Source organism: Cronobacter sp. 153480017-3 (assembly GCF_053627815.1).
Genome location: NZ_JBSEYN010000006.1, coordinates 211,867 through 225,993 on the forward strand (window position 1 = coordinate 211,867; position 14,127 = coordinate 225,993).

A 14,127-nucleotide genomic window follows, 5' to 3' on the forward strand; every position below is an offset into this window, starting at 1 on the left:
CGGCTTACAGTTCACTATGACGAGGATAAGTTTTCTGTTGTGTGACGGCTGGCAATATTCGGGAATTTTTTACTGAAAAAGAGGCAACCTGGCATGCGCTGGCGACGCTGATTGAACGAGCGGGACTCGGCGCGCGCGACCCGCAGGAGGTCGAACGCTGCTACCGCAATAGCACCTTCTGCTGGTACGGATTTCATGAGGAAAAGCTGGTCGCGACCGCGCATGCGATTAGCGATCTGACATGGTCAAGTTACGTCGCCGATATTGTTGTCGATCCCGATTATCAGGGCCGCGGTTTCGGGAATCAATTAATGGACGAGATCCTCGCAACGCTTTTACCTTTTGGTAAAGTTTTTATCTATGCAGTTTTAGATAAGGTCGCTTTTTATAAAAAATATCAATTCCGCGAATTAACCAGCGGAATGGTCTGCGCCACCGATGAAAAATTATTCAAAATGCACGAACAGGGATATATACGCTAACCATAATTGTCAGTGATGCGTTATATTAGCAGGCTATTGTTTACCCTATTATCTGTTCGGATAATTTGTTTAACTGGACCGATTTTGGACAAAAGGATTCAATTATGGTCGTGATGTACGGCATTAAAAACTGCGACACCATTAAAAAAGCCCGCCGCTGGCTTGAAAATAATCACGTTGATTATCACTTTCACGACTACCGTACCGACGGCCTTGATGCACAAATGATGCATAAATTTATCGCTGAGCTGAGCTGGGAGACGCTGCTGAATACTCGCGGTACCACATGGCGTAAACTCGACGAGGCGCAACGCGCGGCAATTACCGACGCCGACAGCGCGGCCGCGCTGATGCTGGAAATGCCGGCAATCATCAAACGACCATTGCTCTGCGCGCCGGGTAAGCCTATGCTGCTTGGTTTCAGTGAATCCACCTACCAGCACTATTTTAACGAGGTCTAGTGTTATGTCTTGCCCGGTTATTGAGCTGACGCAGCAGCTAATTCGTCGCCCTTCTCTGAGCCCCGATGACGCGGGCTGTCAGGCGCTGCTGATTGAGCGGCTGCAGGCCGTAGGGTTTACGGTTGAGCCGATGAACATCGGCGACACGCAGAACTTCTGGGCATGGCGCGGCACCGGCGAGACGCTGGCCTTCGCGGGGCATACCGATGTGGTGCCGGCGGGCGATGTCGAGCGCTGGATCAATCCGCCGTTTGAACCGACCATTCGTGACGGGATGCTGTTTGGCCGCGGCGCGGCGGACATGAAAGGCTCGCTGGCGGCGATGGTGGTGGCGGCGGAGCGTTTTGTCGCGCAGCATCCGCACCATCGCGGGCGTCTGGCGTTTCTGATCACCTCTGATGAAGAGGCGAGCGCCACGAACGGCACCGTGAAAGTGGTCGAAGCGCTGATGGCGCGCGGCGAACGTCTCGATTACTGCCTGGTGGGCGAGCCCTCCAGCAGCGAAGTGGTCGGCGACGTGGTGAAAAATGGCCGTCGCGGCTCGCTCACCTGCAACCTGACCATTCACGGCGTGCAGGGCCACGTGGCGTATCCGCATCTGGCGGATAACCCGGTACACCGCGCCGCGCCGATGCTCAATGAGCTGGTCGGTATTGAGTGGGATCGCGGCAATGAATTTTTCCCGCCGACCAGCATGCAGATCGCCAATATTCAGGCGGGCACCGGCAGCAATAACGTGATTCCGGGCGATCTCCACGTACAGTTTAACTTCCGCTTCAGCACCGAGCTGACCGACGAGATGATTAAACAGCGCGTCGTGGCGCTGCTGGAGAAATATCAGCTGCGCTACACGCTGGACTGGTGGCTCTCCGGCCAGCCGTTCTTAACCGCGCGCGGTAAACTGGTCGATGCGGTGGTGAACGCCGTTCACCACTATAATGAAATTAAACCGCAGCTGCTGACCACCGGCGGCACGTCCGACGGACGCTTTATCGCCCGCATGGGCGCGCAGGTGGTGGAGCTTGGGCCGGTCAACGCGACGATTCACAAGATTAACGAATGCGTGAAAGCGTCCGACCTGCAGCTGCTGGCCCGTATGTATCAACGCATTATGGAGCAGCTCGTCGCCTGACGCGCGCTCACAAGACGAGGATAACGTCATGGAATGGCTCGGAAAATATTGGTGGGTGCTGGTGCTGGTGTTTCTGCTCGGCGTCCTGCTGAACGTGATTAAAGATTTAAAACGGGTGGATCATAAGAAGTTTATGGACAACCGCCCGGAACTGCCGCCCCACCGCGATTTTAACGATAAGTGGGACGACGAAGACGACTGGCCGAAGAAGAAGTAAGCGCCTGCTTATTCCGCTGTACTCTCCGTCAGGCAGCCCGCCTGACGGAGCACTCCGCGTTACATCATCTGAATCACATCGTCATCGCCAGGCTTACCGCCGCTTAACGCCTCATCAAAATAGTGCTTCGGCACGGTATAGCGCAGATGATCGAGCGCTAACTGCATGCTGCGGTTATCGATCGCATGCCCAAGATCTTCAACGATATCGAGCGTGACGTCGCCACCGGCGCGCAGCAGCGCATCCGCCGCCGCCTGAGCGTAGCGGGAATCGATCACCTCATCGTCTTCGCCGTGGATCAGATGCACCGTGGTGGCGGTCGACGCCGTCGTCGGCAACTCAGCAAAGCGTCCGTTAAACGCAATAACGCGAGAAGCCAGACCAGGCGCGGCTTTCACCCCTTCCAGCACCATAATCGCGCCCTGCGAAAAGCCGATCAGCGCCGTGGCGGCCGGGCTAACGCCACTTTCGCGCTGCCAGTGGCGCACGGTGTCGATAAAGGTGGGCATAATTTCATCCACCCGCTGCTGGCGGTTGGATTCGCTGACGCCCTGCACGGAAAACCACTCTCTGCCGGGTGCCGGACCGCTCGGCGCGGGGCCCCCCACGCTCACCACCAGCGCATCCGGGAACAGTGGCGCGAAATAGCTGCCTATCTCGCCCATCGCCACCGGGTTATCCCCGACGCCGTGGAACAGCAGCAGCAGTTGTCTGGCAGGCAGTTCAGGGCTCTGAACCACAAAATGATCATGTCTCATGGCACTCTCCTTCATGGGTTACAGCCAGTTTACGCCGGCCTGAACAGATGACCATCGCAATTCATTGATGGACTTAGTGGAAAAATTGCCATTGCATTAGTTGCGCGTTTAAGGTCGCGGCACGCGGCGCATCAAGCGCGTCCAGCGCCAGCGCGGTTTCCTGACGCAGCGCGGCAAGCAACGCCTTACGCCCGGAAAGCCCGAGCTTACGGCAGAGCGCATCTACCGGCATTTGCAGCTCCAGCCGCCCGCGCAGCGCCTGTAACGTCTGCGGGCTTGCCTCAAGCAACCGGTAGAGCGGGCCGAGAGAGGTTTCCAGCGGGCGATGCGTGAACGCGAATCCTGCGAGCGCTAACCAGTCATCACTATTAAGGGTAGCCTGGGGTGCGGGCGTTAGCGGCAGCGTTTCATCCACCCAGCGCTGAAGCAGCGTCGCATCGCGCGCCAGCCGCTGGTGTTCTTCACGCACGAGCCGCGCGCCCGCCGCACTCAGCGCCACGAGCGCCATCGCGTTATAGCAGCCGCTGCTGGCCTCGCGATGGCTGCCAAAACGCACCAGCGTAAAACCGCAGCGCTGCCAGAAGCGCCACAGCGCAGGCGTATAGCCGAAACTCACGGAAAGATAGTCGCAGCCTTCAGGCGCTTGTGCGCGCGCCTGCTCAATCAACTGGCGTCCAATGCCTTCGCGCTGGCGGCCCGGATGCACCGCCACGCGGCTAACGCGCAGGCCAACAAGCGTGGCCGCGAGCGGATCGCCGCCGTGCGCCGAAAGCGACTGCGCCACCAGATTGCCGCGCGGACGGCGATAACCGGCCCACACCGCCTGGCTCAGCGCCGCATCAAGACCGCCTTCCGCCACTAACCACAGCGCGCCGACGGTCTCGCCGCCCGCCTCGGCGGCGAGAAAAGACTGCCCCGGCGCATCCATCATCCGGCGCAGATCGAGCGGCGACGTGCGATAGTGCGCGCCCGCCAGCAGCTGGTACAGCGCGGCCGCGCGGTCGGGCCGGGTTTGCCAGTCGTTCTGCGAAACAGAATAAAAGCGTACGTCGCCTGCGGGCGTGCGGGCGAAATCATCATCCTCAAACAGCAGCGCCTGACTGACCAGCCGCTCCAGCGGATCGTCCTGCGCCCAGCGCACCGGCGTACTCAGCGTGCGGTAGCGCAGGCCGTCGATGCCCGCGCAGAATTTCAGCACGAAACCGCGCCCGGTGCCTTCATAGCCCTGTACGGTGCTGGTCAGAAGCGTGGCGGGAAACGCCCGCACCAGTTTTTGCAGCACCGGGCCAGGGAGCGCCGCGGCTTCATCAATAACCAGCCAGTCGCAGGGCGCGAGCGTGCCATCCTCAAGCGCGGCCAGCAGCGCGTCTGGTGCCATGAAGACAAATTTCTCGCCCGCGTGCGCGGCGATAACCTCCGCCGAGGCGCGCGACGGCGCGGTCACCAGCGCCCTGCCCGGCAGCGCGCGAATAAACATGCCAGCGAGCGCCGATTTACCGCGCCCGCGCGCGGCGGTGATTGCCGTCACGCCATTAGTGGTGGTTAATAACTCATCCAATAGCCGCGCCTGTTCCTGTTGCGGCTCACCGCAGGCCGGGTGCCAGCGCGGGCGCGGCGCAGACGGGCTTAACGGTAACGGCTGCTCCTGACGCCAGCAGATAACATCAGGATCATCAAGAAAAAGCCGTTGAAGATGATGGATAAAATGCGGGGTAGAGATGGGCTCCCGGCTGTCGCTCCAGCGGCAGGAATCGTTATCCACGCGCGTGGGCCAGGCCTGCCACGGCGGCGTCAGCAGCACCAGCCAGCTGCCCGCTTTCAGCGTGCCTGCGAGCGCGGCAAACGCCGCAGCGTCAAAACCGCTACGGGCATCAAAGACCGCATGCAGGTATTCGCGCCCGAGCAGCGTATTGATAGCGCCAGGCGCGCCGTTGAGCGCCATCTCCGGCGCGGTGCCTACCCACAGCCAGTCGCCGGGCAGAGCGTTCGCCAGCTGTCGCGCCTGCTGTGAGCTCCAGGTTTCATCACCGCTTAACACTAACATGCGGCGGATTCCCGCCGCCGCCATCTGCGCCGTCAGCGTGGCGAGACTGTCATTCACGTCAACCTGCCTGCGTTACAGCGCGTTGCCAAAGGTGTTGCACTGGGCCGGGTCGCCGCTGTCAAAACCGCGTTTAAACCAGCTGTAGCGCTGATCGGACGTACCGTGGGTAAAGCTGTCCGGCACCACGCGCCCCTGACTCTGCTGCTGAAGGCGGTCATCGCCGATCGCCTGCGCGGCGTTCAGCGCCTCCTGCAAATCGCCGGTTTCCAGCACGCCCTCTTTCTGCATCGCATTGCCCCAGACGCCCGCAAAACAGTCCGCCTGTAACTCAAGGCGCACCGAGAGGCGGTTCACTTCGGTCTGAGAGGCGTTTTGCTGGAGCTGGCGCACTTTCGGCTCAATGCCGAGCAGCTTCTGCACATGATGACCCACTTCGTGCGCGATGACGTAGCCCTGCGCGAAATCGCCGCCCGCGCCAAGTTTCTCTTTCATTTCGTCATAGAAAGAGAGATCGATATACACGGTGCTGTCCGCCGGGCAGTAGAACGGGCCCATCACCGACTGGCCAGTGCCGCACCCCGTGCGGGTGGCACCGCGGTACATCACCAGTTTCGGCTCCTGATAGGTACGGCCCATTTTCTGGAATTGCTGGCCCCAGCTCTCTTCGGTGGTGCCGAGAATCACCGAGGTGAATTTCGCCGCTTCGTCGTCGTTCGGGCTGATGGAGCGCGACGCCTGCTGGCTGACCGGCGCGCCGCCGGTCAGAAGCCCGGTGAGATCGACACCGTAATAACTGGCGACCACCACAACCACCAGCAGTACCAGCCCGCCCTTCCCGGCAGGCAGGCGGAATCCGCGCCCGCCCATCATCGGCGAACTGCTGTTTCTTCTGTCTTCGACGTTGTCGCTTTCGCGACGTCCTTGCCAACGCATACTCTGACCTCATCACTCTCAATTATTATGATAATGATCGTAGGTGGTTCAGGCGCGCTTTACCATAAGAAAACGGGGGAAGGCGCAGGGTATGAGAGCCATACCCTGCGAAAATGCGAAGGAAAAGCTTAGTCGAGATTTACGCCAAGACGACGCGCGACTTCTTCGTAGGCCTCGATAAGGCCGCCCAGGCTCTGACGGAAGCGGTCTTTGTCCATTTTGTCCATGGTTTGTTTATCCCACAGACGCGCGCCGTCCGGCGAGAACTCATCGCCCAGCGTCACTTCACCTTTGAACAGACCAAACTCCAGCTTGAAGTCGACCAGGATCAGGCCCGCGTCGTCAAAGAGCTTTTTCAGCACGTCGTTGGCTTTATAGGTCAGTTCTTTCATGCGCGCGAGGTTTTCCTGGCTCACCCAGCCGAACGTTTCGCAGTAGGATTCGTTAACCATCGGATCGTGCATCGCGTCGTTTTTCAGGAACAGGTCGAACAGCGGCGGATTGAGTTCGATGCCCTCTTCAATGCCGAGACGCTTCACCAGCGAGCCCGCCGCGCGGTTGCGGATAACGCACTCCACCGGCACCATGTCGAGCTTTTTCACCAGCGCTTCGGTATCAGAAAGCAGCCGTTCCATTTGCGTCGGGATACCCGCTTCAGCCAGTTTGCTCATAATGAAATAGTTAAACTTGTTGTTCACCATTCCCTTACGGTCAAACTGTTCAATGCGGGCACCGTCGCCTGCTGACGTATCATTGCGGAACTCGAGCACCAACAGATCCGGGTTTTCCGTGCTGTATACGGTTTTCGCTTTGCCACGATACAACTCAGCTTGCTTTTGCATCTTTATTACTCCAGGTATGGTGACCGCTCGCGCGGCCTGAGGATTTATCACAAAACTTGCCATTTTCTGGCGACGCACACGTTTGCGTCCACCACAGAAAAAAGGGCCGGAGTGATCCGGCCCTGCGTATTACTTGCTGAATGCAGCCTGGAAGGCGGCTACCAGCGCATCGTTCTGCGACTGGGTCAGCGTATGGCCTTTCGGGTCGATGAACTGCAGGCTGGTGCGGTTATCGAGATCGCCGACCTGAAGTTTATAATCGCCGTTAGAGAGGCCCGGATCGCGTGCGCCCAGCGCCTGCCAGTCGCTGTCAGACAGCGCTTTGTAGGTCACGGCGACGCTGCCCGTTGAACGGGTGGAGTCGGTCACTTTCATGCCCACTTTGGCAAGCGTATCCGGCAGGCGGTTCCAGACGGCGTTGAACGGCGCGCGCACCACCAGTACCGGCAGGCCAACATCGTCGGAACCGCTGGTGACGTCGATTTGCGACGCGCTGCGGTTATCGGCGGCGTTCTGACGCGCGGTTTCGTTTTTATCAAGACCGGAGGCAATGGCGTTCAGCATTTCGGCGCTGTAACGCTGCAATGAGGCGGTATCCGCCACCGGTTTGCCATCCTGCTCAAGATTGACGAGCTTCACCACCAGCGCCTGCTGATAGCCCTGCGGCTTCACGCTGACCTGATAGCGACCGCGATACTGCTGGTCTTCATCGGCGCGGTTCCACTGTACCCAGTCGGTGTTGAGCGTCTGAGCGGCGTCGTCGCGTTTTTCAATGGTGTAATTGAGCGACTGCACGACGCTGACCACCTGCGGCCAGAGCGCACCGTTGCGGCCGCTTTCAAGCAGCAGCGTCGCGGTGTCGCCCGTGAACTGCGTACGCGCGCCACTGACCAACGCCAGCGGCTGTGTGGGCGGGCGAATATCAAGCTGTTTGCCAACCGGGCCGTTGGTACGCGGGGTCGGGATGTTATAGTCGCCGTTCTGCACCGGCAGGATCATACCGGCCGGCGCGTGCAGTTCTGCCAGCGGAGCCGCGTCCAGATAGGACTCGTCGCCGCTCACCTGACGCTTGTAGCGCGAATCGGAACTACAGGCGGCGAGCAGCATCACCAGCGATACGGTTGCTACTTTCGCCACACGCGACTTCTGTACTGAGTAAGCCATCAAATCTCCCTAAACTTTACAGCAGGCCGGCATGCTTAAGCGCGGAGCCAACAATGTCGCGACCGGCATCGGTAATCGGCGTCATTGGCAGGCGCAGCGTATCGGTCGCCACAAGTCCCAATTCCTTACAGGCCCATTTCACCGGGACAGGATTGGGTTCGACAAATAATTTATGATGCAAAGGCATCAGGCGACGATTGATGATGCGCGCATCGTCAAACTTCCCTTCCGCCGCGAGCCGGCACATATCGGCCATATCGCGCGCGGCGACGTTGGTGGTAACAGAAATCACCCCGTGGCCGCCAAGCTGCATGAAATCCATCGCCGTGGCGTCATCGCCGCTTAACAGCGCGAAATCTTCATTGACCAGCTCTTTGATCAGGTGAACGCGGCTTAAGTTCCCGGTCGCTTCTTTGATACCGACAATATTTTTAATTTTTGACAGACGACCTACCGTCTCCGGCAGCATATCGCAACCGGTACGGGACGGCACATTATAGAGGATCTGCGGCAGGTCGGTATGCTCTGCGATAGCTTTAAAATGCTGGAACAGGCCTTCCTGGGTCGGACGGTTGTAATACGGCGTAACGGTCAGACAGCCTGCGATGCCGCTGTCGTTGAAACGCTGAGTCAGGCTGATGGCCTCGGAAGTGGCGTTCGCGCCCGTGCCTGCGATAACCGGAATGCGGCCGTCGGCAAGTTCCAGCGTCATCATCACCACATCAGCATGCTCGTCATGGCTGAGCGTGGCGGATTCCCCGGTCGTCCCTACCGATACAATCGCCGACGTTCCGTTAGCGACATGGTAATCAATCAGTTTTTTCAGGCTCGCCCGGCAGACATTACCTTTTTCATCCATCGGCGTGATAAGCGCGACAATACTTCCCGTGAACATTGGCCATCCTCTGTGCAAACAAGAGCCTCAATGGTACGTTTGGTGCCGTAATAAAAGCAAGCGGCCAGGGCGCGCTATGCGGTTGTATGGCGGATTTTTTTATGGTTTCCTAAGGAATAATTCATCGTTTCAACAGGAAGCACAGGTTTGACATCCTCATCCCCCCATTATCTGGTGATTACCGCGCTGGGAGCCGACCGCTCGGGTATCGTTAACACTATCACCCGTCACGTTAGCAGCTGCGGCTGCAATATCGAAGATAGCCGTCTGGCGATGCTGGGAGAGGAGTTCACGTTCATCATGCTGCTGTCCGGAAGCTGGAACGCGATTACGCTGATTGAATCCACGCTGCCGCTCAAGGGCGCCGAGCTGGATTTGCTGATTGTGATGAAACGCACCACCGCCCGTCCTCGCCAGGCGATGCCGGCATCCGTCTGGGTGCAGGTCGAGGTGGAAGATTCGCCGCATTTGATTGAGCGCTTCACCGAACTGTTCCATTCCCACGACATGAATATCGCTGAACTTATCTCGCGCACGCAGCCTGCGCAGGAAAATAAGTCCGCACAGCTCTATATTCAGATAACGGCGCACAGTCCGGCTTCACAGGATGCGACGATTATCGAACAGCCTTTCCGTCAACTCTGTACAGAGCTGGGCGCGCAAGGCACTATTAGCGTGGTTAATTATCCACAGCAAGATGAACAGGATGGAGTGTAGTGATGAATCCACTGAAAGCCGGTGATATCGCACCGAAATTTAGCTTGCCCGATCAGGACGGTGAACAAGTAAATTTGACCGACTTCCAGGGACAGCGTGTTCTGGTTTATTTCTATCCCAAAGCCATGACGCCGGGCTGCACCGTCCAGGCATGCGGGCTGCGCGATAACATGGATGACCTGAAAAAAGCGGGTGTGGAAGTGCTTGGCATCAGCACCGATAAACCTGAAAAGCTCTCGCGTTTCGCTGAAAAAGAGCTGCTTAATTTCACGCTGCTCTCGGATGAAGATCATCAGGTGAGCGACCAGTTTGGCGTCTGGGGTGAAAAATCCTTTATGGGGAAAACCTACGACGGCATTCATCGCATCAGCTTTCTGATCGATGCCGAAGGAAAAATCGAGCATGTGTTCAATGATTTCAAAACCAGCAATCACCACGATGTGGTGCTGGCCTGGCTGAAAGAACACGCCTGACGTCACATTGCCGGGAGGCGCAACGCCTGCCCGGCCTGTATGACGTTACTCTTGCGCCGTCGGCGTGGTTTCCGGCCAGGCGTGAACCACCGCTTTAATCAGCGTCGCCAGCGGAATGGCGAAGAAAATCCCCCAGAAGCCCCACAGCCCGCCGAAAATCACCACCGAGAGAATAATCACCAGCGGATGCAGATTGACCGCTTCGGAGAACAGCACCGGCACCAGCACGTTGCCATCCAGCCCCTGAATGATCAGATAGACCGCAAAGCAGCTCCAGAACTCCGTGCCCATGCCGAACTGAAACAGCGCCACGCACACGACCGGGATAGTCACCATAAACGCGCCGATATACGGAATGAGTACTGAGATGCCGACCAGCACCGCCAGTAACAGCGAGTAGTTAAGGCCGAAAATCAGGAAACCTATCCAGGTCGCGACACCCACCACAATCATCTCCAGCACTTTGCCGCGGATGTAATTGGTAATTTGCTGATTCATCTCCACCCACACCTGCCCTGCGAGACCGCGGTTACGCGGCAGCACACGCCGCACCGCGTTCAGCAATTGTTCTTTATCTTTGACTAAAAAGAACACCATCAGCGGCACCAGAATCAGGTAGATAGCAAGCGTCAGCAGGCCCACCAGCGAGGCGAGCGAATATTTCACTACCGAATCGCCAAGCGTGATGATGCGGGTGCGCATATTTTCGGCGATGGCGTCGATAATGCCCGCGTCCATCAGCGCCGGAAAACGCTTCGGCAGCGTCGCCGCAAAATCGGAGAGCTTATTGAGCATGCCGGGAATATCGCGGATCAGGTTAATTCCCTGCTGCCAGGCCACCGGCACCACAACAAACGCCATGACCAGAACAATACCGATAAAGAGCACCAGCACCAGCGTTGCGGCAAGGCCACGTGAACAGCCGATGCGTTGCAGCCGCGACGTCGGCCACTCCAGCAGGTAGGCAAGAACGATAGCGACCAGCAGCGGTGCCAGCAAACCATGCAGGAAGAAGAGGATACAAAAACCAGCGACCAGAATCGCCAGCAGCGCTATCGCCTCCGGATCGCTGAAGCGACGACGATACCACTGGGTTAACATTTCAAGCATAAAAACCTTCCCTCACGGGTGACGGCACGGGCGTGAGGGCGAATTGTATCGAAATGTCACAAAAAAGACCGTGATTTTTGTGCCCCCCGCAAGACAACCCGTTGCCGGATGAATATGATTTCCCGACGCATTTGTAAAACGGACTTCCCAGCCGGGCGCGCGGACTGAACAAAGCGATGCCGGGCGGGTCAAAAGAGACTCTATACAGACGGGAAAGAGGCTATGTTCAGGCAGTTGAAAACGACACTGGTTGCAACGCTTATCGGCGGCATGCTGGCAGGCCAGCTTGCGCCCGCCTTTGCAGCGGACCCGGCCGACGGTTTGCCGGATATGGGTACCTCGGCGGGCAGCACGCTCTCTATCGGTCAGGAGTTACAGATGGGCGATTACTACGTCCGTCAGCTACGCGGCAGCGCGCCCCTGATTAACGACCCGCTGCTGGTGCAATATATCAACGGGCTGGGTATGCGCCTGGTATCGCACGCCGATTCGGTAAAAACCCCTTTCCACTTCTATCTCATTAATAACGACGAAATTAACGCCTTCGCCTTTTTCGGCGGCAACGTCGTGCTGCACTCGGCGCTGTTTCGGTATGCCGATAACGAAAGCCAGCTCGCCTCGGTAATGGCGCATGAAATCTCCCACGTCACCCAGCGTCACCTGGCGCGCGCGATGGAAGATCAAAAGCGCAGCGCCCCGCTCACCTGGGTCGGCGCGCTCGGCTCAATACTGCTCGCGATGGCAAGCCCGCAGGCGGGTATGGCGGCGCTCACCGGCACGCTCGCCGGTACACAGCAGGGCGTTATCACGTTTACTCAACAGAATGAACAGGAAGCTGACCGCATCGGTATTCAGGTGCTGCAACGCTCGGGCTTTGATCCGCAGGCGATGCCGACTTTCCTTGAGAAACTTCTCGACCAGGCGCGCTACTCCACGCGCCCGCCGGAAATTCTGCTGACTCACCCGCTGCCGGAAAGCCGTCTGTCGGATGCCCGTAACCGCGCGAACCAGATGCGCCCCGTCGTATCGCAATCCTCTGAAGCGTTCTACATGGCGAAAGTGCGCACGCTGGGCATGTATAACTCCGGGCGTAACCAGCTCACCAGCGATATTCTGGATTCGCTCGCCAAAGGCAACCAGCGCGAACAACACGCCGCGCAATATGGCCGCGCCCTGCAGGCGATGCAGGATAAACGCTTCGCCGAAGCCCGCCAGCAGCTGGAACCGCTGTTGCGCGCGCAGCCGGACAATGCATGGTATCTCGACCTCGCCACCGATATTTCGCTTGGCGAACACAAAGCGCAGGAGGCGATTGACCGTCTGAAAAGCACGCCGGATCTGAAAACCAATCCGGTGTTGCAGTTGAACCTTGCTAACGCGTATCTGGAAGGCAGCCAGCCGGCGCAGGCGGTGACTATCCTTAACCGCTACACCTTTACCTGGCCGGATGACACCAACGGCTGGGATCTGCTGGCGCAGGCGCAGGCGGCGCTCGGCAATCGCGATCAGGAGCTGGCGGCGCGCGCCGAAGTGATGGCGCTTCTGGGTAAACTCGATCAGGCAATCACGCTGCTTAGCAGCGCCAGTTCGCAGGTGAAGCTCGGCAGTCTGCAACAGGCGCGTTATGACGCCCGTATCGATCAGATCCGCCAGCTGCAACAGCGCTTCCGCCCTTACGAAAAAATGTAACAGGAGAGACCATGTCCCGGGACGTGACGATTTACCATAACCCGCGCTGCTCAAAGAGCCGCGAAACCCTGAGCCTGCTGACCGAACGCGGCATTGAGCCGGATGTCGTGCTGTATCTGGAGACGCCGCCGGATGCCGCGACAATCAAAACGCTGCTGAACCAGCTCGGGTTCAGCCAGGCGCGCGAGCTGATGCGCACGAAAGAAGATCTCTACAAAACGCTGAATCTGGCTGACCCATCGCTCAGCGAAGAGGCGCTGATTCAGGCAATGGTGGACAACCCGAAACTGATTGAGCGCCCGATTGTGATTAGCCACGGCAAAGCGCGACTGGGGCGTCCGCCGGAGCAGGTGCTGGAGATCCTCTAAAAAAAACGCCGCGGGCACTCCTCGCGGCGTTCTTCTTTCTGACACGGTTTTACAGCCCGAGCGTGTCTTTTACAAACGGGATCGTTAGCTTGCGCTGGGCGCTGATCGAGGCGCGATCGAGCTGATCGAGCGTCAGGAACAGCGTGCGCATTTCACGATCGAGCCGTTTTAACAGAAAACGCCCCACATCTTCCGGCAGTTCAAAACCGCGCATCCGGGCGCGCAGCTGCAGCGCCTGGAGCTTATCGTCATCCGAGAGCGGCTGGAGCCGGTAGATTTGCCCCCAGTCGAGGCGCGAGGCGAGATCGGGCAGCTTCAGGTTGAGCTGGCGCGGCGGCCTGTCGCCGGTAATGAGCAGCCGGGTATTGCCCGATTCCAGAATGCGGTTATAGAGATTGAAGATAGCCATTTCCCAGGGCTCATCGCCTGCGATGCACTCGATATTATCGATGCACACCAGCGAGAGTTGCTCCATGCCCTCCAGCACTTCCGGGACAAACCAGGTGCGTTTATCGAGCGGCACATAACCAACCGCGTCTCCGCGCTGCGAAAGCTCAGCGCAGGCGGCATGCAGCAGATGACTGCGCCCACCGCCCTCTCGCGACCAGAAATAGATGTAGCCGCTGCGGTCGTGGCGCAGCATCGTCTGGAGTGCGGCTAATAAAGAGGGGTTGTCGCCCGGCCAGAAGCTGGCAAACGTTTCGTCATCGGGCAGCCAGAGCGGCAAGGAGAGCTGTGCCGGTGTGTTCAGAAGGACCTCTTCAAGGACATACGAAAAAACGCATTGAGTCTATCACACAATCGCTTCGCTGTTGAACCGGGCGACAGCGCCGCCCGGCAGG

16 protein-coding genes are annotated in these 14,127 nt (G+C 58.5%); 8 read left to right on the forward strand and 8 right to left on the reverse strand.

Translation table 11 applies throughout. From position 1 onward, the window contains the following. Positions 1-41 precede the first annotated feature (41 nt). From ACUW6V_RS14975 to ACUW6V_RS14990, 4 genes are all read left to right on the forward strand, one after another. A complete protein-coding gene (locus tag ACUW6V_RS14975) occupies positions 42-482 on the forward strand; it encodes a GNAT family N-acetyltransferase (RefSeq protein WP_454038551.1) in 441 nt (146 codons plus the stop codon). Between the two features lie 104 nt (positions 483-586). Continuing rightward, positions 587-943, forward strand: coding sequence for an ArsC family reductase (locus tag ACUW6V_RS14980; RefSeq protein WP_454038552.1), 357 nt, complete (start codon positions 587-589; stop codon positions 941-943). A gap of 4 nt (positions 944-947) precedes the next feature. Continuing rightward, positions 948-2,075: a succinyl-diaminopimelate desuccinylase gene (gene dapE / locus ACUW6V_RS14985; protein WP_012124066.1), complete on the forward strand. Its 1,128-nt coding sequence runs from the start codon at positions 948-950 to the stop codon at positions 2,073-2,075. Between the two features lie 28 nt (positions 2,076-2,103). Further along, complete coding sequence (locus ACUW6V_RS14990; protein WP_007700459.1) at positions 2,104-2,292, forward strand: YpfN family protein; 189 nt, start codon at positions 2,104-2,106, stop codon at positions 2,290-2,292. A 59-nt stretch (positions 2,293-2,351) separates the two neighbouring features. On the opposite strand, the gene ypfH is transcribed toward ACUW6V_RS14990, so the two are convergent. The 6 genes from ypfH to dapA form a co-directional block, all read right to left on the reverse strand. After that, on the reverse strand, positions 2,352-3,050 hold the full coding sequence (gene ypfH / locus ACUW6V_RS14995; RefSeq protein ID WP_004384900.1) for an esterase: 699 nt from the start codon (positions 3,048-3,050) through the stop codon (positions 2,352-2,354). 73 nt (positions 3,051-3,123) lie between these two features. After that, positions 3,124-5,118: a tRNA(Met) cytidine acetyltransferase TmcA gene (locus tag ACUW6V_RS15000; RefSeq protein ID WP_454038573.1), complete on the reverse strand. Its 1,995-nt coding sequence runs from the start codon at positions 5,116-5,118 to the stop codon at positions 3,124-3,126. A 48-nt stretch (positions 5,119-5,166) separates the two neighbouring features. Then, positions 5,167-6,027, reverse strand: a complete 861-nt coding sequence (gene ypfJ, locus ACUW6V_RS15005) for a KPN_02809 family neutral zinc metallopeptidase (RefSeq protein WP_063264216.1) — start codon at positions 6,025-6,027, stop codon at positions 5,167-5,169. Positions 6,028-6,155: 128 nt separating this feature from the next. After that, positions 6,156-6,869, reverse strand: coding sequence for a phosphoribosylaminoimidazolesuccinocarboxamide synthase (purC, locus tag ACUW6V_RS15010; protein WP_004387002.1), 714 nt, complete (start codon positions 6,867-6,869; stop codon positions 6,156-6,158). 129 nt (positions 6,870-6,998) lie between these two features. Beyond that, on the reverse strand, positions 6,999-8,033 hold the full coding sequence (bamC, locus tag ACUW6V_RS15015; protein WP_004387001.1) for an outer membrane protein assembly factor BamC: 1,035 nt from the start codon (positions 8,031-8,033) through the stop codon (positions 6,999-7,001). A 16-nt stretch (positions 8,034-8,049) separates the two neighbouring features. Continuing rightward, positions 8,050-8,928, reverse strand: a complete 879-nt coding sequence (dapA, locus tag ACUW6V_RS15020; protein ID WP_012124062.1) for a 4-hydroxy-tetrahydrodipicolinate synthase — start codon at positions 8,926-8,928, stop codon at positions 8,050-8,052. A 147-nt stretch (positions 8,929-9,075) separates the two neighbouring features. Between dapA and ACUW6V_RS15025 the strand changes: the two genes are divergently transcribed. Then, positions 9,076-9,645, forward strand: a complete 570-nt coding sequence (locus ACUW6V_RS15025; RefSeq protein WP_004386999.1) for a glycine cleavage system transcriptional repressor — start codon at positions 9,076-9,078, stop codon at positions 9,643-9,645. A gap of 2 nt (positions 9,646-9,647) precedes the next feature. After that, the gene (gene bcp / locus ACUW6V_RS15030) at positions 9,648-10,118 is read left to right on the forward strand and encodes a thioredoxin-dependent thiol peroxidase (RefSeq protein WP_004386998.1); all 471 of its coding nucleotides are present in this window, start codon (positions 9,648-9,650) and stop codon (positions 10,116-10,118) included. 45 nt (positions 10,119-10,163) lie between these two features. Here bcp and ACUW6V_RS15035 read toward each other — a convergent pair whose 3' ends face one another. Continuing rightward, the gene (locus ACUW6V_RS15035; RefSeq protein WP_004386997.1) at positions 10,164-11,228 is read right to left on the reverse strand and encodes an AI-2E family transporter; all 1,065 of its coding nucleotides are present in this window, start codon (positions 11,226-11,228) and stop codon (positions 10,164-10,166) included. A 222-nt stretch (positions 11,229-11,450) separates the two neighbouring features. Here ACUW6V_RS15035 and bepA point away from each other — a divergent pair, with 222 nt between their 5' ends. Together bepA and arsC are read left to right on the forward strand one after the other, a co-directional pair. Next, on the forward strand, positions 11,451-12,917 hold the full coding sequence (gene bepA, locus ACUW6V_RS15040; protein ID WP_454038553.1) for a beta-barrel assembly-enhancing protease: 1,467 nt from the start codon (positions 11,451-11,453) through the stop codon (positions 12,915-12,917). Between the two features lie 11 nt (positions 12,918-12,928). Next, positions 12,929-13,285 (forward strand): arsenate reductase (glutaredoxin), encoded by a 357-nt coding sequence (gene arsC / locus ACUW6V_RS15045; RefSeq protein WP_004386995.1) that lies wholly within the window; start codon positions 12,929-12,931, stop codon positions 13,283-13,285. Between the two features lie 49 nt (positions 13,286-13,334). On the opposite strand, the gene hda is transcribed toward arsC, so the two are convergent. After that, positions 13,335-14,036 carry a DnaA inactivator Hda gene (gene hda, locus ACUW6V_RS15050; RefSeq protein WP_029039616.1) on the reverse strand — a complete coding sequence of 234 codons (702 nt, stop codon included), beginning with the start codon at positions 14,034-14,036 and terminating at the stop codon, positions 13,335-13,337. Positions 14,037-14,127: the final 91 nt, after the last annotated feature.